24 protein-coding genes, 2 tRNA genes and 1 riboswitch are annotated in these 20,491 nt (G+C 67.9%); of the genes, 12 read left to right on the forward strand and 14 right to left on the reverse strand.

The features are described from left to right. Positions 1-16: 16 nt before the first annotated feature. The gene (locus E3T25_RS10840; RefSeq protein WP_104103304.1) at positions 17-694 is read right to left on the reverse strand and encodes a DUF8185 domain-containing protein; all 678 of its coding nucleotides are present in this window, start codon (positions 692-694) and stop codon (positions 17-19) included. A 78-nt stretch (positions 695-772) separates the two neighbouring features. Here E3T25_RS10840 and E3T25_RS10845 point away from each other — a divergent pair, with 78 nt between their 5' ends. Next, a complete protein-coding gene (locus tag E3T25_RS10845; protein ID WP_233191540.1) occupies positions 773-1,648 on the forward strand; it encodes an acyl-CoA thioesterase in 876 nt (291 codons plus the stop codon). A gap of 63 nt (positions 1,649-1,711) precedes the next feature. Next, entirely contained in the window at positions 1,712-2,131 is a 420-nt protein-coding gene (locus E3T25_RS10850; protein WP_134374210.1) for a QcrA and Rieske domain-containing protein, read from the forward strand. Between the two features lie 22 nt (positions 2,132-2,153). Here E3T25_RS10850 and E3T25_RS10855 read toward each other — a convergent pair whose 3' ends face one another. The 5 genes from E3T25_RS10855 to msrA form a co-directional block, all read right to left on the reverse strand. Continuing rightward, positions 2,154-2,648, reverse strand: a complete 495-nt coding sequence (locus E3T25_RS10855; protein ID WP_104103299.1) for an acyl-CoA thioesterase — start codon at positions 2,646-2,648, stop codon at positions 2,154-2,156. An 8-nt stretch (positions 2,649-2,656) separates the two neighbouring features. Beyond that, positions 2,657-4,339: an energy-dependent translational throttle protein EttA gene (gene ettA, locus E3T25_RS10860; RefSeq protein WP_134374212.1), complete on the reverse strand. Its 1,683-nt coding sequence runs from the start codon at positions 4,337-4,339 to the stop codon at positions 2,657-2,659. A 5-nt stretch (positions 4,340-4,344) separates the two neighbouring features. Continuing rightward, the gene (locus E3T25_RS10865; protein WP_241980807.1) at positions 4,345-4,884 is read right to left on the reverse strand and encodes a DUF6993 domain-containing protein; all 540 of its coding nucleotides are present in this window, start codon (positions 4,882-4,884) and stop codon (positions 4,345-4,347) included. Positions 4,885-5,007: 123 nt separating this feature from the next. Then, positions 5,008-5,490: a single-stranded DNA-binding protein gene (locus E3T25_RS10870; RefSeq protein ID WP_104103293.1), complete on the reverse strand. Its 483-nt coding sequence runs from the start codon at positions 5,488-5,490 to the stop codon at positions 5,008-5,010. Positions 5,491-5,922: 432 nt separating this feature from the next. Continuing rightward, positions 5,923-6,444 (reverse strand): peptide-methionine (S)-S-oxide reductase MsrA, encoded by a 522-nt coding sequence (gene msrA / locus E3T25_RS10875; RefSeq protein WP_134343113.1) that lies wholly within the window; start codon positions 6,442-6,444, stop codon positions 5,923-5,925. Between the two features lie 17 nt (positions 6,445-6,461). Between msrA and E3T25_RS10880 the strand changes: the two genes are divergently transcribed. From E3T25_RS10880 to E3T25_RS10895, 4 genes are all read left to right on the forward strand, one after another. After that, the gene (locus E3T25_RS10880) at positions 6,462-7,469 is read left to right on the forward strand and encodes an aldo/keto reductase (protein ID WP_134343112.1); all 1,008 of its coding nucleotides are present in this window, start codon (positions 6,462-6,464) and stop codon (positions 7,467-7,469) included. A gap of 5 nt (positions 7,470-7,474) precedes the next feature. Continuing rightward, positions 7,475-8,431, forward strand: coding sequence for a DMT family transporter (locus E3T25_RS10885; RefSeq protein ID WP_134343111.1), 957 nt, complete (start codon positions 7,475-7,477; stop codon positions 8,429-8,431). Between the two features lie 76 nt (positions 8,432-8,507). After that, positions 8,508-8,747 carry a DNA mismatch repair protein gene (locus E3T25_RS10890; RefSeq protein ID WP_104103281.1) on the forward strand — a complete coding sequence of 80 codons (240 nt, stop codon included), beginning with the start codon at positions 8,508-8,510 and terminating at the stop codon, positions 8,745-8,747. A 73-nt stretch (positions 8,748-8,820) separates the two neighbouring features. After that, positions 8,821-9,519, forward strand: coding sequence for a hypothetical protein (locus E3T25_RS10895; RefSeq protein ID WP_104103279.1), 699 nt, complete (start codon positions 8,821-8,823; stop codon positions 9,517-9,519). Positions 9,520-9,580: 61 nt separating this feature from the next. Here the strand turns inward: E3T25_RS10895 and nadE are convergent, their stop codons facing one another. From nadE to E3T25_RS10910, 3 genes are all read right to left on the reverse strand, one after another. Further along, positions 9,581-10,402, reverse strand: coding sequence for an ammonia-dependent NAD(+) synthetase (gene nadE / locus E3T25_RS10900; RefSeq protein WP_134374214.1), 822 nt, complete (start codon positions 10,400-10,402; stop codon positions 9,581-9,583). 55 nt (positions 10,403-10,457) lie between these two features. Beyond that, a tRNA-Arg gene (locus E3T25_RS10905) sits at positions 10,458-10,530 on the reverse strand. 41 nt (positions 10,531-10,571) lie between these two features. Continuing rightward, the gene (locus E3T25_RS10910) at positions 10,572-10,832 is read right to left on the reverse strand and encodes a YbbN family protein (protein ID WP_134374216.1); all 261 of its coding nucleotides are present in this window, start codon (positions 10,830-10,832) and stop codon (positions 10,572-10,574) included. Between the two features lie 91 nt (positions 10,833-10,923). Between E3T25_RS10910 and orn the strand changes: the two genes are divergently transcribed. From orn to E3T25_RS10935, 5 genes are all read left to right on the forward strand, one after another. Then, positions 10,924-11,544, forward strand: a complete 621-nt coding sequence (gene orn / locus E3T25_RS10915; protein WP_104103271.1) for an oligoribonuclease — start codon at positions 10,924-10,926, stop codon at positions 11,542-11,544. A 42-nt stretch (positions 11,545-11,586) separates the two neighbouring features. Continuing rightward, a tRNA-His gene (locus E3T25_RS10920) sits at positions 11,587-11,662 on the forward strand. Positions 11,663-11,823: 161 nt separating this feature from the next. Then, a complete protein-coding gene (locus tag E3T25_RS10925) occupies positions 11,824-12,708 on the forward strand; it encodes an ABC transporter substrate-binding protein (RefSeq protein ID WP_134374218.1) in 885 nt (294 codons plus the stop codon). Positions 12,709-12,750: 42 nt separating this feature from the next. After that, a complete protein-coding gene (locus E3T25_RS10930) occupies positions 12,751-13,101 on the forward strand; it encodes a metallopeptidase family protein (RefSeq protein WP_134374220.1) in 351 nt (116 codons plus the stop codon). A gap of 23 nt (positions 13,102-13,124) precedes the next feature. Further along, complete coding sequence (locus tag E3T25_RS10935) at positions 13,125-14,426, forward strand: D-alanyl-D-alanine carboxypeptidase family protein (RefSeq protein WP_134374222.1); 1,302 nt, start codon at positions 13,125-13,127, stop codon at positions 14,424-14,426. Between the two features lie 44 nt (positions 14,427-14,470). Here the strand turns inward: E3T25_RS10935 and E3T25_RS10940 are convergent, their stop codons facing one another. From E3T25_RS10940 to E3T25_RS10960, 5 genes are read right to left on the reverse strand one after another with little or no spacing between them, the layout of a single operon-like run. Beyond that, a complete protein-coding gene (locus E3T25_RS10940) occupies positions 14,471-14,731 on the reverse strand; it encodes a hypothetical protein (protein ID WP_104103259.1) in 261 nt (86 codons plus the stop codon). A 27-nt stretch (positions 14,732-14,758) separates the two neighbouring features. Further along, the gene (locus E3T25_RS10945; RefSeq protein ID WP_241973344.1) at positions 14,759-15,382 is read right to left on the reverse strand and encodes a nucleoside/nucleotide kinase family protein; all 624 of its coding nucleotides are present in this window, start codon (positions 15,380-15,382) and stop codon (positions 14,759-14,761) included. After that, positions 15,369-16,151, reverse strand: a complete 783-nt coding sequence (locus E3T25_RS10950; protein WP_134343107.1) for an energy-coupling factor transporter transmembrane component T family protein — start codon at positions 16,149-16,151, stop codon at positions 15,369-15,371. The genes E3T25_RS10945 and E3T25_RS10950 overlap by 14 nt, the downstream gene beginning before the upstream one ends. Next, entirely contained in the window at positions 16,148-17,671 is a 1,524-nt protein-coding gene (locus E3T25_RS10955; RefSeq protein WP_134374224.1) for an ABC transporter ATP-binding protein, read from the reverse strand. The genes E3T25_RS10950 and E3T25_RS10955 overlap by 4 nt, the downstream gene beginning before the upstream one ends. Positions 17,672-17,681: 10 nt before the next feature. After that, positions 17,682-18,314: an ECF transporter S component gene (locus E3T25_RS10960; protein ID WP_104103251.1), complete on the reverse strand. Its 633-nt coding sequence runs from the start codon at positions 18,312-18,314 to the stop codon at positions 17,682-17,684. Between the two features lie 37 nt (positions 18,315-18,351). Beyond that, positions 18,352-18,461: riboswitch (TPP riboswitch) on the reverse strand. Positions 18,462-18,821: 360 nt separating this feature from the next. Here E3T25_RS10960 and nhaA point away from each other — a divergent pair. After that, positions 18,822-20,195, forward strand: coding sequence for a Na+/H+ antiporter NhaA (gene nhaA, locus E3T25_RS10965; protein ID WP_104103249.1), 1,374 nt, complete (start codon positions 18,822-18,824; stop codon positions 20,193-20,195). Positions 20,196-20,491: the final 296 nt, after the last annotated feature.

Below are 20,491 nucleotides of genomic sequence, written 5' to 3' on the forward strand. Positions count from 1 at the left end.
AACACCCAGCGAATAGTCAGCGGCTCAGCGACCAGGGCTTGCGACGCACGAGGATGTGGCCGCGGCTCGTGCTCAGCCGGGTCCACAGGCCCGTCTCGAACAGGCGCACGGGCTCGTTTTTCGGCAGGAAACCGAGGCTGACGGCCGCGAAGGCGGCGCCGGCCGGCACGATTTCCAGGCCGGGGATCGGGCGGCTCCAGACTTCGGAGCGCACCCGCTGCACGATCTGCCCGCCGGTTCCCGCCGGGATGACGGCGGCGACTTCCTCAATGCCGGCCTGCGCCGCACCGTCGAGCAGGGCGGCATCCGTTTCACCGAGCAGGGTCCAGCCGCCTTGGGGCGGCGAGATACCGGCCCAGGTCACGGTGGTCACTTCCAGCGGCACGGTTACGGTCACTGTCGCCTCGTCCTCCAGCACGGCCGCGGTGAGGCGGGCGAGGCGGTCCAGCAGGGAGCGCACGGGAACGACCGCGTCGAGCTCGACCGGTGCGGTGAGCGCGAAGGTGCGCAGGCCCAGCACGGTCGGGCTGGAGTCGAGGAGACCGCGCGGGTAGAGGATCGCGGTGTAGACAGCGAGCACCCCCGCGGCCTGAATGAGGCGCACGGAACCGTCCTCCACCCGGCTAGCGCGGGAGAGGTAGACCTGGAGGTCGCGAAGGGACAGGGACTCTGGGAGAGAAAATGACTTACTCATCTGCTCCTAAACTACCAAGGTACGGCGCGCGTCACACCGGTGCGCGCGTCTGCTCCGCCACGCGCCTGAGGAGGCCACATGGACTTGCCGATGGAGGGCCTTCTAACCGCCCTGGACCTCACCGACACGGGCGCCCGCACCAGCGAGGACATCTTCACCGGGCCGTCGCAGTGGATGCCGCTCGGCCGCGTTTTCGGCGGGCAGGTGCTCGCCCAGTCACTGGTCGCCGCGATGCGCACGGTTCCCGACGACCGCCATGTGCACTCGATGCACGGCTATTTCCTGCGCCCCGGCGACGTGGGCCAGCCGATCACCTTCTCCGTCGATCGCATCCACGACGGCCGCTCCTTCTCCACCCGCCGCACGCAGGCCTATCAGGACGGGCATCCGATCCTGTCGATGATCGCCTCGTTCCAGGACGGTGATGAAGGCCTCGAGCACCAGATCGAGATGCCAACCGATATGCCCGACCCGGAGTCCTTGCCGACGGCGGCGGATGCTTTGGCCCAGGTCGACCACTCCATCGCCCGCTACTGGGCGAACGAGCGTCCGTTCGACATGCGGCACCTGCCGTCGCCGATCTACCTCAAGGTGGACGGCGAGCACACCTCTCGCCAGGCCGTGTGGATGAAGACCATGGGACCGTTGCCCGACGACCCTGACCTGCACCGCGCCGCGCTGGCATACGCCAGCGACTACTCGATCATGGAGCCTGTCATGCGTCGCCACGGCGTGGCCTGGGCCACACCCGGGCTCAAGGTTGCGAGCCTGGACCACGCCATGTGGTTCCACCGCTTCGGCCGGGTCGACGAGTGGATGCTCTACGTACAGGATTCCCCGACCGCCCAGGGTGGACGCGGGCTCTCCACCGGCAGCATCTACAGCCGGGCGGGCCTGCTTCTCGCCACGGTCGCGCAGGAGGGCATGCTGCGCGTGCCCACGAACGCAGAGTAGCCTCTCTCACATGCTCTGAGCGTCTCTGAGCATCTCTGAACGCCCGCCCGATCGAGGAGAACCATGACGAACGCCACCGACATCTCCCGCCGCACCGCGCTCCTGCTCGGCACCGCTGGCACCGCCGTCGCGCTGGTCGGCTGCAGCACCGACGGCGCCGCAGACTCCGGCACCGGCACCGGCAACATTGGCCCGGTGGAGTTAGCCAAGCTCGCCGACATCCCCGTGGGCGGTTCGATCGAGGCCTCCCTCGATGGCAAGCCCATCCTGATCAGCCAGCCCGCGGCCGGCACCGTGGTGGCGTTCAGCGCGATCTGCACCCACCAGGGCTGCGTGGTCAAAGCGGTAAAGGACGAGTTCGACTGCCCCTGCCACGGCTCGAAGTTCGACCGTGCCACCGGCGAGGCCCTCGCCGGACCGGCGACCGAACCGCTGGCGTCGGTGAAGGTCACCGTCACCGGCGACGCCGTCACCGCCGGCTGAGGCGGACTGCGTCCGGGCCGGCCTACTCAGCCGGCAGGGACGCGCGCCGGGTGAATCGGATGGGTTCGTCTACGTATGGAGCCCAAGCGGCGCGCTCGACCTCGTTGATCTTGCGCGGCCGCTCGGTCGCGGCATCCACCAACACGATTGTGGTGCTCGCCTGCGCGAAGAGAACCGCTGGCTCCAGGCCGATCGGAGTCCAGACCTCGTAGCAGACCTCGAGGCTGGCGCCGCCGAGCTTGCCGAGCCAGAGACGGATGTCCAGAGGCTGCCTCAGATACGGAATCGGAGCCAGATACTCGGCCTCCATCCGCGCGATCAGGGTCAGCGTCGCCGCGCCCGGGCGCCCGTCCAGCACGGCGGTGCCGGCGAACGCCCCGGGGCCGTCGCCGTCTTCATCCGGCCAGAACGCCTGGATGCGCGCATCCTCGAGCACACGCAACAACTCGGCGTTGTTGACGTGGCCGTAGGCGTCCAGATCCGACCAGCGCAACTTCACCGGCACGCGCAGCTTCACCGCGGGTCCTAGTCGCGGGTCAGCTTGCGGTACGCGGACCGGTGCGGTTTCGCGGCATCCGGGCCAAGGCGTTCGATCTTGTTCTGCTCGTACGACTCGAAGTTGCCCTCGAACCAGTACCAGTTCGCCGGGTCTTCGTCGGTGCCCTCATAGGAGAGGATGTGCGTGGCGATTCGGTCAAGGAACCACCGGTCGTGGGTGATGACCACGGCGCAGCCGGGGAATTCAAGGAGCGCGTTCTCGAGCGAGCCGAGGGTTTCGACGTCCAGGTCGTTGGTGGGCTCGTCGAGCAGCAGCAGGTTGCCGCCCTGCTTGAGGGTGAGCGCCAGGTTGAGGCGGTTGCGCTCACCACCGGAGAGCACGCCGGCCTTCTTCTGCTGGTCGGGACCCTTGAAGCCGAATGTGGACACGTAGGCCCGCGACGGGATCTCGGTCTTGCCGACCTGGATATAGTCCTGGCCGTCGGAGACGACCTCCCAAAGCGACTTGTTCGGGTCGATGCCCGCGCGGCTCTGGTCGACGTAGGAGATGTCGACCGTCTCGCCGATCTTCAGTTCACCCAGGTCCAGTGGCTCGAGTCCGACAATCGTCTTGAACAGCGTGGTCTTGCCCACGCCGTTGGGGCCGATGATGCCGACGATGCCGTTGCGCGGGAGGGTGAAGGAGAGATCCTCGATGAGGACCCGGTCGCCGAAGCCCTTCTTGACCTTCTTGGCGTCGATGACCTGGGCACCGAGGCGCGGGCCGACGGGAATCTGGATCTCTTCGAAGTCAAGCTTGCGGGTGCTCTCGGCCGCTGCCGCCATCTCTTCGTAGCGGGCGAGACGCGCCTTCGACTTTGCCTGGCGGCCCTTCGCATTCGAGCGCACCCATTCGAGCTCGTCCGCGAGGCGCTTGGCCATCTTCGCGTCCTTCTTGCCCGCGATGAGCAACCGTTCCTGCTTCTTCTCGAGGTAGGTCGAGTAGTTGCCCTCGTAGGGGTACAGGTGGCCGCGGTCGACTTCGGCGATCCACTCGGCCACGTGGTCGAGGAAGTACCGGTCGTGGGTGACGGCGAGAACGGCGCCGGGGTACTGGGCCAGGTGCTGCTCGAGCCAGAGCACGCTTTCGGCGTCGAGGTGGTTGGTGGGCTCGTCAAGGAGGAGCAGGTCGGGCTTCTGCAGCAGCAGCTTGGTCAGCGCCACGCGGCGCTTCTCACCGCCGGAGAGGTCGGCGACGGAGTAATCGCCCGGCGGGGTGCGGAGGGCGTCCATGGCCTGCTCCAGCTGGGAATCGAGGTCCCAGGCGTCGGCGGCGTCGATGGCCTCCTGCAGCGTGCCCATTTCGGCCAGCAGTGCGTCGAAGTCCGCGTCGGGTTCGCCGAGCGCGAGGCTGATCTCGTTGAACCGGTCGACCTTGGCCTTGATCGGGCCGACGCCCTCCTGCACATTCTCGAGGACCGTCTTGGCCTCGTCGAGTTCGGGCTCCTGCATCAGGATGCCGACCGAGTAGCCGGGCGAGAGCTTCGCCTCGCCGTTGCTGGGGGTGTCCAGCCCGGCCATGATCTTCAGGATCGTGGATTTTCCGGCGCCGTTCGGCCCCACGATACCGATTTTGGCGCCGGGGAAGAACGACATGGTGACGTCGTCGAGGATCAGTTTGTCGCCGACCGCCTTGCGAGCGCGGACCATCGTGTAGATAAATTCAGCCATAGTGCTTACCAGTCTATTTGCCGCGTGGCCCCGACCAGACACGTTCCGGATGCGAGGATCGCCGTGACCGCGCTGTGGTACCCGCCCGTGGCCGGTCCGTTCTGCCCGATCAGGCATTCGCCGTTGAACCGAACGGAGAACTGGATAGAGTCCGCTGGGAGGTCGATGTTGGTCTCGTCGAAGGTAACCTCCATTTGGGCCCGGTCGAAGCCGGAGGCCCCCAGCGCGTCCACGAATGCCCGCCCGCCGGCATTCTCGTCGGCGGTGACGACCGCCGTGGCGACGCTGTCGAAGTAGGTCAGGTTCGCCGCGGCATCCTTCTCCGGCTGTAGCTGCGGCGCGGGTATGGGCGCCGCGCTCGCGGTCGGACGAGCCGACGCCGACGCCGACGCCGTGGCCGTGCTCGAGGAAGTCGCGGCCGGTGCCGCCGAGCAGGCCGCGAGGCTGACCGTGACGGCCAGCCCGAGCAGCAACGCGCTACCGGTGCGTGGGGAACGGATGCCGGTTCGACGACTACGGGTTTCCCGATCTGATGGTGCCGGCACGTGGTCCTTCCGCGACCGCGGTGCGGTCAGACCTCTGAGTCTGCCAGATGCCCCGTGTCCCCGAGAGTCTATTCCGGTCACTGTCCCGGTGACTGTGCCGGACACTGTGCCGAGTTGCCGCCATCAGGAATCGACCCCGACTAGCGCCGCGGACTCTGCCTCGTCGCGCATCGGGGGTGCGTCGTCAGTATCGGCAGGTAGGAAGCCGTCCGTGGGCTCGGTCGGATGTGGCGCCGACGCTGCGCCGGGCGGCGGCGAGCGCGTGTAGACGGTGCTGCACCAGGCCAGGTCGTGCCCGACGGTCTCTGCCTCGACCTCGACCGAGGTACCGTTGCGGTCGGCATTTTCCCACGGCCGGATGCGCAACCGCCCCGCCACGACTACGTGCTCACCCTTCTGCACCGAGCGCTCCACGTTGTGGGCGAGCTGCCGGAAGGAGGACACCGTGTACCAGTTGGTCTCGGCGTCAACCCAGGTCTGTTTCACACGGTCGAAGCGACGCTGGCTTGATGCCAGCCGAAACGACGTGATGGCCAGCCCCGAACTGGTCACGAGGTGACGGGGCGTGGTGGCCACGATTCCGGTCACGGTGATGCTGTCGCTCATTACGGTCTCCCTCATCCTGTGAGCCCCGGACGAATGCCCGGAACACGCGACCTGGAGCGACGGCTCGTGCCCGTCTCCGCCGCCCCAGATCGCGTACTCCGAGTGTGCGGCGGCAGGACGACGCGCGGCCGCGGCATCCGGAACCTGTGCCGAATGACCGCCCCCCGCAGCTGGGGAGGGCTGGGCTCGCTTCTGACGGAGAGGGTCCGGGTGCGCGCCGCGGTCGATGCCGAACCAATTCGACGGAGATTCTCCTGTGAAAGCGCTCTTTCCCAGTTTCTAGTGCCGCTTTGGGCAAAATCTCCGTCGAATTCGTTTGGCTCCGGGTTTCCGCACGGCGGTCTCGGCGGCGCTGGCACGGCAGCTAGAAAACCCGTTCATTTCGCCGCGCTCGGCGATACTCGCCGCCTACGAGTACACGAACTCGCGCTGCTAGAGGAGGTATTCGGCGTAGGACTTGCGGATCTTGTTCACCTTGGGCAGCGCGACGGCCATGCAGTAGCCCTGACCTGGGTTTTTGGCGAAGAAGTCCTGGTGGTGGTCCTCGGCCACGAAGTATTCGCCGAGCGGATCGATCGTGGTGACGACGCCGCCGCCCCACCATTCGGCGGCGCGAGTGCGAGCGGTTTCGAAGAGCCGCTTCTGCGCGTCGTCGGCATAGAACATCGCCGACCGGTACTGGGTGCCCACGTCGGCGCCCTGGCGGTTCAGCTGGGTCGGGTCGTGCAGCGAGAAGAACACGTCGAGGATGACGCTGGCCGGGATGACCTCCGGGTCGAACGTCACGGCGATGGCCTCGGCGTGGCCGGTACGGCCCGTGCACACCGACTCATACGTTGGCCGTTGAGCCCCTCCCCCGGTATACCCGGAAACCACCTCGCTCACGCCACGCAACACCCGATACACGGCATCGAGACACCAGAAACATCCACCTGCGACCACAAAAGTTTGCACACCCCTAGAGTAACGGCATGACCTTCGTGCCAGCTCCGAACCGCTATGCCGACATGACCTACCGACGCGTCGGACGGAGCGGCCTCAAACTGCCGGCGCTGTCTCTCGGCCTCTGGCACAACTTCGGCCACGAGCGCCCGATCGAGACCCAACGCGCCATCCTGCGCCGTGCCTTCGACCTGGGGGTCACCCACTTCGACCTGGCCAACAACTACGGTCCTCCTCCCGGAGCCGCCGAGACCAACTTCGGCCGCATCTGCGCCGAAGATTTCCGGGCCTACCGCGACGAGATGATCATTTCCAGCAAGGCCGGCTACGACATGTGGCCGGGCCCCTACGGCGACTTCGGTTCTCGCAAGTACCTGCTCTCCTCCCTCGACGCGAGCCTGGGCCGGCTCGGCGTCGACTACGTCGACATCTTCTACTCCCACCGGCCGGACCCGGAGACTCCCATCGAGGAGACCATGGGCGCGCTGGCGTCGGCGGTGCAGCAGGGAAAGGCCCTCTATGTCGGCATCTCCAGCTACACCCCCGAGCAGACGCGGGCCGCGGCGGCGGCGCTGGCCGAGCACAAGATCCCCCTCCTGATCCACCAGCCGCGTTACTCGATGTTCGACCGCCACATCGAAGACGGGCTCTTCCCCGTGCTCGACGAGCTCGGCATGGGCAGCATCGTCTTCTCGCCGCTCGCACAGGGACTTCTCACCGACCGCTACCTGGACGGCACCGTTCCGGCAGGCTCGCGGGTCGCGACGAGCGATTTCCTGTCGGAGGACGTTCTCACCGACACCTACCAGGGCCGTGCCCGCGCCCTGAACGAGATTGCCGCCGCGCGCGGCCAGACGCTGGCCCAGCTGGCGGTCACCTGGATCCTGCGCCAGCCGTCGGTGACCAGTGTGCTGGTCGGCGCGAGCAGCCTGAACCAGCTCGAGCAGACCGTGGCGGCCTTGGATGCCCCGCCTCTCACCCAGATCGAAATCGACGAGATCGAACCGTACGCCGTGCACGGCACCGGTCTGGGCTGAGCGAAGTGGGCTACCTCTACGCTCTCCTCGCGTCGCTGCTCTTCGGCCTCAACGGCAGCACCACCAAGGTGATCGTGGATGCGGGCCTGTCCCCGGCCCAGCTGACCTTCTTCCGGGTCACGGTCGTCGCCCTCCTGGCCGGCGGTCTGTTGCTCGTGACCAACCGGCGGGCGTTCCGCATCAGCCTGCGCCAGCTCGCGGTAATGGCCATCCTGGGGGTGGCCGGGGTCGCCCTGATCCAGTGGTTCTACGCAGTGGCGATCAGTCTGCTGCCGGTGGGCATCGCGCTCATGCTCGAGTACACCGGGGTGCTGATCGTCGCCCTGGTCGCCCGGTTCGTCTTCAAGGAGCGGGTCAAATCCCGCATCTGGCTGGCCATCGGCTGCGTTCTGATCGGCATGGCCGTCGTCGCCCAGATCTGGGCCAGCACCCTCTCTGAACTGGGTGTGCTGGCGGGAATCCTCGCCGCAATCTGCCTGGCAGTGTATTTCCTGGTCGGGGAGCGGCAGGTCGCCGCGACCTCGCCACTGGCCGTGTCGTTCTGGTCCATGCTTTTCGCCAGCGCGTTCTGGCTCGTGTTCAGCGCCTGGTGGCAGGTCGAGCCGCAGACCCTGGTTCAGGATGTCGCGTTGAACGGCAACCTCGGGGCGGTGTCTCTCCCGCTGTGGCTGCTGACGCTGTGGAACGGCGTGTTCGGCTCCTTCGCCCCGTATCTGTTCTCGTACATGGCGCTCGGCCGACTGACTGCCACGGCGGCCGGCATCGTGTCTGCCTCAGAGGTGATCTTCGCCTTCGCGTTCGCGTTCCTCTGGCTCGGCGAGTCCCTCGACGGGCTGCAGATGGCGGGGGTGGTCCTTGTGCTCGCGGGCATCGTCGTCGCCCAGACCGCACGTCCGAACCGGGTTGTGGACCTCGACCTGGCCAGCCAGGACATGGTTTTGCTGAACGGACCTCTGCGGTAGCGCCGAAACCACTGTCGGTGGCTCTCCGTAGCCTGAGGGGACCCTCACCCGCGTACGGTCGTTCTCGGAGAATTCCATGTCCACACCAGCGTCCCCACTTCCCCGACTGCCGGTCATCCGCGGTCTGCAGTTTGTTCCCGTGAAAGACGGCCTCTGGCGGGTCTCGAACCGGTCCGGCATGGTGCTCGGGCACATCGAGCGGCGCACCGAGGTCGACGGCGACCACTTCGCCGCGCGGCGCCTGCTCGCCGCCACCCGCACAATGAACGTCGGTTCGTTCTGGCGCATTGACGACGCGGCCGACTGCTTCCGCTGACTGCGCGCACCTCTCCGCAGGGCACGCCGCGCCGCTCCCGGAGATCGGGACGAGACGCCGGTAAAGTGCGCTCATGCAGTGGTGGAATAGTTTCGTATCCTGGCTCACGGCAGCCAGCAATCAGTCCATGGTTTTCAGCGCCGTGGTGCTCATCGTCTCGATCGTCGTCGCCAGCCTTCTGGCGGCGGTGATCTCCCGCGGGGCGATCAAACGCCTCTTGGCGCAGAACGACCGGGCTCTCAAGGCGGCCGTGATCGGCACCCTCGTGGATGCCGCGACCGAGGCATCCGTCTGGAACTCGCTCACGCCGCAGGAGCAGGTCATGGCGGACCGCGCGGTGGGCCAGGCCGACGTGCAGCTACGCCTCCTGCCGATCAAGGGTTCGGGCGTCGCCGCGAACTGGGCCGCGCATCAACTCGCTGAGCTCAAGCGCACCTCGGCCACGTTCGGGTACCAGCTCGAGCCCGCGCTGCTCGAGTTCCGCGACCGCCTGGTCGAATGGCAGGACAAGCCGGGCCGCACCCGCAAGATCTTCCAGAGCGACCTCGACCGGTGGAAGGTCTCCAAGAACAGCACCGAGAAGAACCTCCTCGCCGAGCAGGATGCCTGGACCGCCCAGCAGCACCACGACCAGTTCACCGCCGCGCCGGCCGCGCCCGTGCCTGCCCCGCTACAATATGCGTCTGGAACGGCCTCGGCGTCGACGGAGACCCAGCGCCTCCTCGACGACGTGCAGGCACTGGAAGTGCGCCCCACCCCGCTCCAGAGCTAGACGTCCGTGAGCCGCCGCCGCGCTCCCGAGCGAGGCGGCGGCGGCTCACAGCTCTCACGAGTCAGCGCCACCACTCGTCGAACATCGATGCCGGGACCTGGCGCTTGTGCTCGGTGCCGAGGTAGCGGTTCTCGATCGTCTCGGCGACGAGATCGTCGACGGGCAGCCCTTCCAGGAAGTCGTCGATCTGCTCGTACCGCAACCCCAGGTTGGCCTCGTCGGTCTGGCCGGGGTTGTCGTCGAGAAGGTCGGCAGTCGGCGCCTTGAGGTATAACCGGTCCGGCGCCCCCAGCTCGACCAGAAGCGCTCGCCCCTGACGCTTGGTCAGTCCGGTCAGCGGCAGGATGTCCGTGCCGCCGTCGCCGTACTTGGTGAAGAATCCCGTGACCGCCTCGGCGGCGTGGTCGGTGCCCACGACCAGCAGGCCGGCCGAGCCGGCGAGGGCATACTGGGCGACCATGCGCACCCGGGCCTTGACGTTTCCCTTGTCGAAGTCCGGCAGCGGGCGGCCCGTCGCATCGGCGAATTCCGCTTCGATGCCGTCGACGGCGCGCTTGATGTCGAAGGTGACGGTCGACGCAGGACGAATGAATTCCAGGGCGAGCTGCGCGTCCTCCTCGTCCCGCTGCACCCGGTACGGCAGGCGCACGGCCTGGAAGATGGCCGAATGTCCCGCCTCGGCGAGCTGCTCCACGGCCAGCTGGCACAGACGGCCGGCCAGGCTGGAATCCTGACCCCCGCTGATGCCGAGCACGAGGCCCTGTGCCCCCGTTCGGAGCAGGTAGTCCGCGAGGAACTGCACTCTGCGGCGAACCTCGGAGGATGCATCGATATGGGGGGACACGTTCAGCTCCGCGATGATTCGCGCCTGTAGTTCTCGCATTTCCCGAATCTACCAAACCGAGGGTAGAGCAACAGGATTCACGGGTGTTGTGCGGTGCCCCCGGTAGGAATCGAACCTACGACAAGCGGATTAGAAGGCCGCTGCTCTATCCACTGAGCTACGGGGGCGAAGAACGATCAACAATACCGCAGACCCGGCCCGCCGGCGCTCAAACGGCCTTCGCGGCCGCCACGAGCACCTGGGCGAGTGTCGGCACACCCGTGGCCCGGAAGGCCTCGATCCCGGCCGCGTCCCGGATGATCACCGTGGGGGTGATCCGGATGCCGTCGGCCTCGGCTTCCGCGACGTCCCGCACCACGTCGAGCTCACGCACGGTCGCCTGGGGCACGAGGCGTTCGACCTCGGCCAGGACTGCCCGGGTCTGCATGCAGGGCTCACAGAAGGCGGAGGAGAAGTACGTCAATTCCATGCGAGGTAGTCTACGGAGCGAACGTCTCAGTCGCACCGCTGCCGGGATCAGCGCAACAGGGCCGGTCGGCGTCCGCCGTTAGACTCGGCACATGAAAAAAAGTAGTGACCGGTTGGTGTGGATTGACTGCGAGATGACCGGTTTGGACATTGATTCCGACGAGTTGGTGGAGATCGCTGTAGTGATCACCGATTACGACCTGAACATCATCGACCCGGGACTCGACCTCATCATCAAGCCGAATCAGGCGTCGCTGGAGAACATGAACGACTTCGTGCGCAACATGCACGAGACCAGCGGGCTGATCAACGAGATCCCGAACGGAATCAGCGCCGCCGAGGCCGAGACCCTGGTGCTGGAATACGTACTGCAGTTCATCCCGGCCGAGCAGAGGGCTCCGCTGGCGGGAAATTCCATCGGCACCGACCGGGCCTTCCTGATGAAATTCATGCCTCGCCTCGACGCCCAGCTGCACTACCGCAACGTCGACGTGTCCTCGATCAAGGAACTCGCACGCCGCTGGTACCCTCGGGTGTACTTCAACGCCCCCGCGAAAGACGGCGGACACCGCGCCCTGGCTGACATCCTCGAATCCATCCGCGAACTGGCGTACTACCGCCAAACCGTGTTCGTGGCCGACCCCGGGCCGTCCAGCCAACAGGCGAAGAACAGCGCGGCCGAAGCCGTGAACATTTTCGCTGCGAACATGTAATACACTTGTCAAGTTGCCTTCTCTGTGAGAAAGCAGCGCATGGTGGGTATAGCTCAGCTGGTAGAGCATCCGGTTGTGGTCCGGAAGGCCGCGGGTTCAAGCCCCGTTACTCACCCCAATTGAAACACGCAGAAACAGTCCATCGAACGCGCGACCGGGCCCTCGGATCCGGCCGCGCGTTCGCATTTCCGGCATCGAAACGCCTCACCGAAATGGTGTCCTCGCCTCGGCCTCCCCGCCGATCCAACGGCGTCCGGGACAGCTGAAAGGGATCTCTCCATGCGTGCTCGTTTCGCCCTCCCCGCCGTCGCTGCGGTGGCCGCCTCCCTGCTCACCGGCTGCGTCGACAACACTGTGCCGGTTCCCGGAGCCGACGCCACCGCGCCCGCCAAGACCGTGACCGAAGATGCCGCCGCCTCGGCGCTGCTCCCGGAGAAGGTCCGCGCCTCCGACACGCTCGTGATCGGCACGAGCCCGAATTACTCCCCCAACGAGTTCAAGGACGATTCCGGCAACCCGATCGGCTGGGGAGTCGAACTCGGCGCCGCGGTTGCCGCGAAGTTGGGTCTGACCGCCGACTACAAGGTCGCGAATTTCGACACCATAATCCCGAGCATCATCGGCGGCGAGATGGACCTGGGAAACTCGTCCTTCACCGTCAACCTGAAGCGCCAGGAGCAGGTCGACTTCGTCAACTACTACACGGCCGGCATCCAGTGGGCCTCCGCCACCGGCACCACCGTCGACCCCGACGACGCCTGCGGCCTGAAGATCGCCGTGCAGTCCACCACCTACGAGGACACCGACGAAATCCCGGCCAAGAGCGCCGCATGCGTCGCCGCCGGAAAGCCCCCGATCGACAAGCTCAAGTTCGACACCCAGGACCTGGCCACGAACGCCACTGTGCTCGGCCAGGCCGACGCCTTCAGCGCAGACTCCCCGGTCACCCTCTACGCGATCCAGCAGACCGCGGGCAAGCTGCAGAAGGCCGGCACCTCCTTCGACGAGGCACCGTACGGCATGGCCGTGGCGAAGGACTCCGGGATGGCAGCGGCCGTGCAGGCTGCCCTGCAGTCCATGGTCGACGACGGCTCCTACGGCGAGATCCTCAAGACCTGGGGCGTCACCGACGGCGGCCTGAGCACCATCACGATCAACGGCTGACCGGCTCCCTGAGAGGCTGAACGAATGTGAGATGCTGAACGGATGCCGCAGCTGACTCACGAGGAGTTCGAGCGTCTCGTCGTCGACGAGCTCGACCTCCTGCCCGACGACATGGTCGACGGCCTGGACAACGTGATCTTCGTGGTCGAGGACCGACCCGAAGACGGCACGATGGACACCCTCGGGCTCTATGACGGGGTTGCCCTGACCGAGCGCGGGCAGTACGGCTTCGGTGAGATGCCGGACCGGATCGTGCTCTACCGGGAGCCGCTGCTGGAGCTCTGCGCGGATCTCGGGGAGTTGCGCGACCAGGTGCACATCACTCTGGTGCATGAGATCGCCCATTTCTACGGCATCGACGACGACAGGCTGCACGACCTCGGCTGGGGATGACCAACCACCGTTAGCCTTGCGTCATGAGTAGATCCCGGCCTGCCCGCGTCATCGGCGCCACGGTCGGCGCCCTCGTCATCCTGTCCGTCGGCGTCTACGGGCCGGCCACCCTACTGGGGCCGTTGCCTGAGGCCACCGCCACGCTGGTCACGCCGGCGGCCGGCGAGTCGGTTCCGTTCCCGCCCGCGCTGCCGGCCACCGGCGGCAGCGCCGTCATCGGCCTGGCCACGGTCACACCCGATCCGGCCTTCCCGGAGACGACGGCGCTGGACGCCGACGCTCTCGCCACCACCCTGCCTCTCGCCGTGGCCGGCACGGCCGAACCGCTGCCGATGGCCGCGGCGACGAAGATCGTGACCGCCCTGGTCGTGCTCGACGCGAAACCGCTGACCCTTGGTGAGACGGGGCCTCAGATCCCGATCACGGCCGCGGATTACCAGGACTACATCGACTACGGCAATTCCGGTGCCCGCACCGTCGTGGTCTTCCCGGGCGAACTGTGGACCGAGACCGAGCTGCTCCAGGCGATGATCCTCGGCTCCAGCAACAATCACGCCGACACGCTGGCGCGTTGGGCCTTCGGCTCCCTCGACGCCTACAGCGCCGCCGCCAACGCCTGGCTGGGCAAGCAGGGCCTCGACGGCACTCGTGTCGCCGACGCCACCGGGCTCAACGACGAAAGCGTCGGAACGGCCACCGACCTTGCCCGGCTGGCCGGCCTGGCCGCCGCCGACCCGGTGATCGGTGCCATCCTCTCCCAGCCGGCCTCCGCCCTGGTGGGCCAGCGCGGCGTGGACAACACCACGGCGTTCCTGGCCGAGGAGGGCGTCACCGGCATCACCCGCAGCTACACGGACGGGGCGGGCGTCTGTTTTCTCTTCACCGGTCAGGTGCAGGGCCCGGACTCGACCTACACCTTTGCCGGTGCCCTGCTCGGCGAACCCGATTACGACACCCTGACCAGTGACGTCACCGCCCTGATGGAGAGCGCCCGCGCCGGGGTACGCGAGCTGCCAACCCTCGCCCAGGGTGACGCCTACGTGGAGTTCAGCACACCGTGGGGGGCCGAGGCCTCCGGAACCGTGCGCACGGCCACGACGACGTACGGCTGGCAGGCCCAGGCGCCGGGCGACGCGGAGGTGATCCTGGAGACGGTGTCGACCGGCCGGGCGGGCAAGACCGTCGGCCGGGTCACGGTGGAGACCGGGGGCACCGAGGTGACGTCGACGCTGGTGCTCGACCGCACGATCAGCGCGCCGGGCCTCGGTTGGCGGCTCCTGCACCCCGTGCCGATGATCTCGGCGCTGATCGCCGCGGACCGCTAGCGGCGAAAGGCTGCCGCGACCGCCCGCCGGCTACTGGTCTGCGGCTACTCGCGCTCGCCGGTCGGCAGGAACGGGTCGCTCTCGCCCGCGTCGAACCGGTAGCGCACGTGCACGCGGCCCTGCACATCGCGCACGTCCTCCTCGTCGTACCAGAACAGCGTTTCGACCCCCTCGACGGCGGCCATCATGCTGACCCGGGCGTCATGTTTGCCCTGGATCAGCACCCGGGTGTCGACCTGGCCCGCGAGGGGACCGTCAATGAATTCCGCGGTGTAAACGACATTTTCAGCACCTTGATCAGCCATGCCTCCAACCTAGTCCCGGGCACCGACTTACGGGCGACGGATGTCCGGGGTCCCGGCCAGCCGGATCGTCGCCTGCCGCTCGGGCGCCTCCCGCTCTCGGTAAGCGTCCCAGCCCGCTTCCCACTGGTCCCAGTGCGACCGGAACAGTTCGCCGTCCCGGGCGAGGGCCCGCTGCTTGCGGATGCGGTCGTCGGCGGCCAGCCAGACCCGGATGTCGCTGAGTGGCGCGTGGGCGGCCGCCAGGGTTCCGCAGCCCTCCACGATCAGCGGGCGGGCCGGGTCGACCGGGTGCCATTCTGCCAACTCGCGCCGCTCCCAGTCATAGCGCCGCCAGGCGGCGGGCCGGCCCAGTCTTCTCGGGGCGAGCACCTGTTCGCGCAGGTGCGTGACGGCGGCGTCCAGCCCCTGCCAGCCGGGGTAGATGTCATCCAGCCGCACCAGGGTGGGCCGGAGCGGTCCCGGCCAGGCGACGACAAGCGCGTCGGCGAGGGTGCTCTTGCCGGCGCCGCTCGGCCCGTCGATGAGAACGACGGGCGCCACCCCGGCGGCGGCAAGGTCGCGGAGCACGGGGGCCAGCAGCATCCGTCGGTCACCGACCGGATCGGGGGCGGCCGGTTCGAGGGCGGCCGTGGGCAGATCAGGTGAGGACAAAGTTCCAGCTTCCCGTCGCCACGGAGACGCTCACCGAGAGCAGGGCCACGGCCAGACCGATGCCGACCAGGGCCACCTCGCGCCCCCGGAAGCTGGAGGGGCGGGCCCAGGTGCGCCGCACCGAGGCGCCGAACCCGCGGGCCTCCATCGCCGTCGCGAGTTTGCTGCCGCGCCGGATCGACAGCACCAGCAGGGCGAAGGCCTGGCTGAGCAGCCGGCGCAGGACGCCGCGGTCCGCGATGCCGCGGGCCCGCCGGGCCAGTTCGAGGGCGCGCCAGTCCTCGAGGAACAGGCCGACCAGGCGCAGCCCGGCCAGACCGCCAAGCACGAAGCGGGCCGGCAGTTTCACGACTTGGCCGAGGCCGTCGGCCAGGTCGGTGGGGTCGACGGTCACGAAGAGCACGACCGACGGCAGTCCGATGGCGAGGATGCGCAGGGTCGTGGCGATGGCCAGCTCGAGTGATCCCTCGGTCACGTTCACCAGCCCGAAAGACCAATAGACCGCCCCGGCCGCCTGCCCGTAGAGCAGGGTGGTGACGCCGGCGGTGGGTGCGGCGATCCAGACCGGCAGGGTGCGCACCGCGAAGGCCTTCAGGGACAGCCCGGCCCAGAAGAAGAGCACGAACTCGCAGGCGAGGGCGACGACTGCGGAGACCCAGTCGATGGTGAGGATGAGCACGCCCGCCAGCAGCAGCGCGGCGGCCAGCTTCGCGACCGGGTTGATCCGGAAGATGGCCTGGGTTCCCCGGGCAGGCGTCAGCACGCTCACCGGGACACCGCCGCCCGCGGCGTGACGCTGCGGCCGGCCCGCCCGGCCAGATGGTACTCCCGGTCAGCCAGGGCGACCACGAAGTCGGTGTCGTGCGAGACGGCGACCACCGCGGTGCCCTCCCGCAGGAGTTCGTCGAGCAGGGCCACGATCTCCCGCCAGGTGCGCAGGTCCTGGCCGAAGGTGGGCTCGTCGAGCATGAGCAGTCGTGGCTGGGTGGCCAGCACGGTGCCCACCGACAGCCGACGTTTCTCTCCGCCGGAGAGGGTGAACGGGTTCGCCTCGGCCAGGTGATCCAGGCGCAGGCGCTGCAGCACCTCGTCGACCCGGGCATTGATGTTCGCCTCCGGCCGTTTGAGGGCGCGCGGCCCTACGGCGAGTTCGGCCCGCACGGTGGCGGCCACGAACTGGTGCTCCGGGCTCTGGAACACAGTGCCGATGCGGGTGAGCAGCTGGCGGGACTTCCAGCGGATCGGTTCCTCGTCGGCCCCGCCGGCGAACTCCGGGCTCGCGAGAACCGCTCCCCCGGCCGGTTTTAGCAGGCCGGCGAGGGTGAGCATCAGGGTCGATTTGCCGGCGCCGTTCGGTCCGGTGACTGCCAGAGCGGTGCCGGCGTGCACCGTGAGGTCGATGTCCCGGGCGAGCACGTCGGCGCGCGTGCGCGCGACCGCGAGGCCGGGCGTGCGGAGCAGAGGGACCGAGCCGGGCGCCGACGCCGAGCTGGTCTCGCGCCGCGATGCAGTCAGGCCGTTGCCCCGCCCGGGCACCCAGACACCCGCGGCCGCGAGCCGTTCCCCCTGCCTGGTCAGCACGTCGTCGGGATGGCCGTCGGCCAGCACTCCCCCGGCCGCGTCGAGCACGATCACCCGGTTCACAAAGTTCTGCCAGACGGCGACCCGATGTTCGATCACGATGAACGTCGCCGCGGAGTTCTCGAGCACGCGGGCAACGGAATCGCGCACATCCAGCACGCCTCCAGGGTCGAGATTCGCTGTGGGTTCGTCGAGCAGCAGCAGCCCCGGCCGCATCGCCAGCACCCCAGCGAGGGCGAGGCGCTGCTTCTGTCCACCCGACAGCGACGACGTCGGATGGCTGAGCGGCAGGTTCAGGCCGACCATGTCCAGGGCGTCGCTCACCCGGCGCCAGATCTCTTCGCGGGGCACCCCCAGGTTCTCGCAGCCGAAGGCGACGTCGTCGCCCACCCGCGCCAGGATCACCTGGGAGTCAGGGTCCTGCAGGAGCAGCCCGGCCTGGCCGCGCGCTGCGGTCGGCTCGGCGCCGTTTACAAGCAGCTGACCGCGCTGCTCGCCCTCCTCGTCGCCGCCGAGAACCCCGGCGAGGGCGTGCAGCAGAGTGGATTTGCCGGCCCCGGAGGCGCCGAGCAGCAGCACGCGCTCGCCCGGCTCGATTCTCAGGTCGAGGCCGTTGACGGCCCAGCCCCGCCGCCCGGCATGCCGCCATCCCCAGCCGCGGGCCACGACGGACGCTCCCGAGACGGATGCCGCTGCTGCCGGTGTCATCGCCGTCCCCCTAGACCTGGGTGCGGTTCGATCGCCCGGCGGCGAACCGCGACAGTGCCCCGGTGCGGGCGAGGCCACGCATGGCCAGCCAGGACAGCAGTCCGGCCACGACAATGCCGGAGACGATCGAGGAGGCGGTGTAGATGGTGATGAAGGGAACGGCCGATCCGGGGTACCAGAGCAACAGGTCGTTGACGGCGAGGGCAAGGCCGGCACCCGCGCCGGCGAGCAGGGCCACGACGAGGCGGTAGTTGGCGTAGAAGAACAGCGCGAAGACCAGCTCCGCGCCGAGACCCTGCACCAGGCCGGAGACCAGGATGGTGGCTCCCCAGGCGGTGCCGCCGACCAGAGTCGACACGACCGCCGCCAGCAGCTCGGTGTAGAGCGCGGCGCCGGGTTTGCGGATGATGAGGCCGCCGAGCACGCCGGCGAACAGCCATCCGCCGCCCAGGAGAGCCTGCAGGCCCGGCAGCAGCGGGGTGAGCAGGCCGCTGAGCGGGTTGTACGCCTGGTTCCAGACGACGAAGATGAGCCCGCTGGCCACGCCGATGACACTGGCGATGACGATGTCGACGACCCGCCACCGGAAGTTACGCGGCTGGCGGGACGTGGTGGAGGTGAGAAGAGTTGTTGTAGCGTGCACTGGTCGTGCCCTTTCCGTAGATGGTTCCAGGGCACGGGAACGAGAAAATTTGCCTCCCTGCGCTGGCATGATCCAGATCAGGTTCGACGGTCGAAGCTTCAGAAGCTTCCTCTCAGCCCGGTTGACCGGACTCCCGTGTTCGATTCAAGTATAGACCTCGGCCTAGACTCGCGGGATGGAGTCCTCGCCTCGCCCCCGCATCACTGTCGGGCGCGAATGACGTTCACCGTTCCCCTGATCCTCGCCGGGCTGTTGCTTCTGTTGCTGCGCCACTTCATTTTGCGGCGACGACGGATGCGACGCGGGCTACCCGTGCGCGGACCCTGGCACATCCCCCGCAGCTGGCGGGAAGGGCCGGGCTCCCGCCAGCGGCTGGGACGCTGGCGGTGTAGCTGGCGCGGGCGGCGTTGACCGCCCGAACGCGGTACGCTCGACGTGGTGTGTCGGGAAGTCTGGTCGACAGCAATGTCCGTGTGCCACAAAATCCTGATTGACTGAGGCTCGTCCATGCCGAAACCATCACCTCTTCCTCCCACCCCGAAACTTAACGTCTTTCGCCGCAGCAGCTATCCCGAGTACCTGCACGTCTCGACGATCCTGCGCAAAGAGACCGTGGGCGGCGCTCTCCTGCTGGTGGCGACGGTTCTCGCGCTGACCCTGGCCAACACCGGGGCCTCCGATTTCTACTATGCGGTGCGGGACTTTCAGATCGGCTACGAGCCGTGGCACCTCAATCTGAGCCTCGGCGCGTGGGCCGCCGACGGACTCCTGGCGATCTTCTTCTTCATTGCCGGGCTCGAACTCAAGCGTGAGTTCGTCGCCGGCGATCTGCGCACCTTCAGCCGCGCGGTCGTCCCGGTCGCCGCGGCCGTCGGCGGCGTCATCGTTCCGGCTGTGATCTTCACCGCCATCGTGTTCAGCTCGGGGCCGGAAATGTTACGAGGCTGGGCCATCCCCACCGCCACCGACATCGCTTTCGCCGTGGCCGTGCTCGCCGTGATCGGCTCCAAACTGCCCAGCGCTCTGCGCATCTTCCTGCTGACCCTGGCCGTGGTCGACGACCTGCTCGCCATCGCCATCATCGCCTTCTTCTATTCCGGCGACCTCCAGCCTGTTCTGCTGCTGCTCGCCATCGTGCCGCTGAGCCTCTTCGCCTTTCTGGCGCATACGCACTCCTATCTGTTCGGCACCACCAGGTGGGCCGCGGGCGCCGTTCTGCTGCCGCTCGGCCTCGCCACCTGGGTTCTCGTGCACGGCTCCGGCATCCACGCCACGGTGGCCGGAGTGCTGCTCGGCTTCGCCGTGCCCGTGCTGCGCAGCCGACGTGGCGGCGGACCCGACGCCGGCCCGGGCCTGGCGCAGAACCTCGAGCACCGCATCCGCCCGCTCTCGGCCGGTTTCGCCGTGCCGGTGTTCGCGTTCTTCTCCGCCGGGGTCACGATCGGCGGCGTGTCAGGCCTGACAACGGCCCTCACCGACCCGGTCGCGATCGGAATCGTCGTAGCCCTGGTGGTGGGCAAGCCGGTTGGCATCATGCTCGCCACCTGGCTGGTCACCAAGACCACCCGGGGCGCCCTTGACCCGGACCTGGCCTGGGTGGATGTGATCGGCGTCGCCATGCTCGCCGGTGTCGGCTTCACGGTGTCGCTGCTGATCAGCGAGCTGGCTTTCGGGCAGGGTAGTCCGCACGACGAACACGCCAAGGTGGCTATCCTGACCGGTTCGCTGCTGGCGGCACTACTCGCGACCGTGGTGCTGCGGAGCCGCAACCGGCACTACGGGCGCATCGCCGCCAAAGAGGCGCTCGACGCCGACAACGACGGCGTCCCAGACGTGTTCGGGGCCGATCCGGCTCGCGACGAGCGGTTCGGCGGGCACTGACAGGGCCGGAGCGCACCCAGCCGCCCAACTCCCTCAGCCGGAGTGTCTGCTGGTCGTCACGGGCGGAACGCCGTGCCCGGCACCGAACCAATTCGACGGAGATTCATCGATCAACACCCGTTTTTGAGCCCAAATGCGCTGTTCAGGGCACAATCTCCGTCGAATTCGTTCGGGACGGATGTGCCGCAGGTCCGCGGACTCGAAAGACGCGGCGGTTAGAGCCTACGTTCATCCACCGCGTCGCTGTCCGCGGGAAAACGCGCGTCGGAATCGGGAACAAGCGCAACGGAGCCCGC

This window comes from Cryobacterium sandaracinum, assembly GCF_004403415.1.
Taxonomy (GTDB): Bacteria; Actinomycetota; Actinomycetes; order Actinomycetales; family Microbacteriaceae; genus Cryobacterium; species Cryobacterium sandaracinum.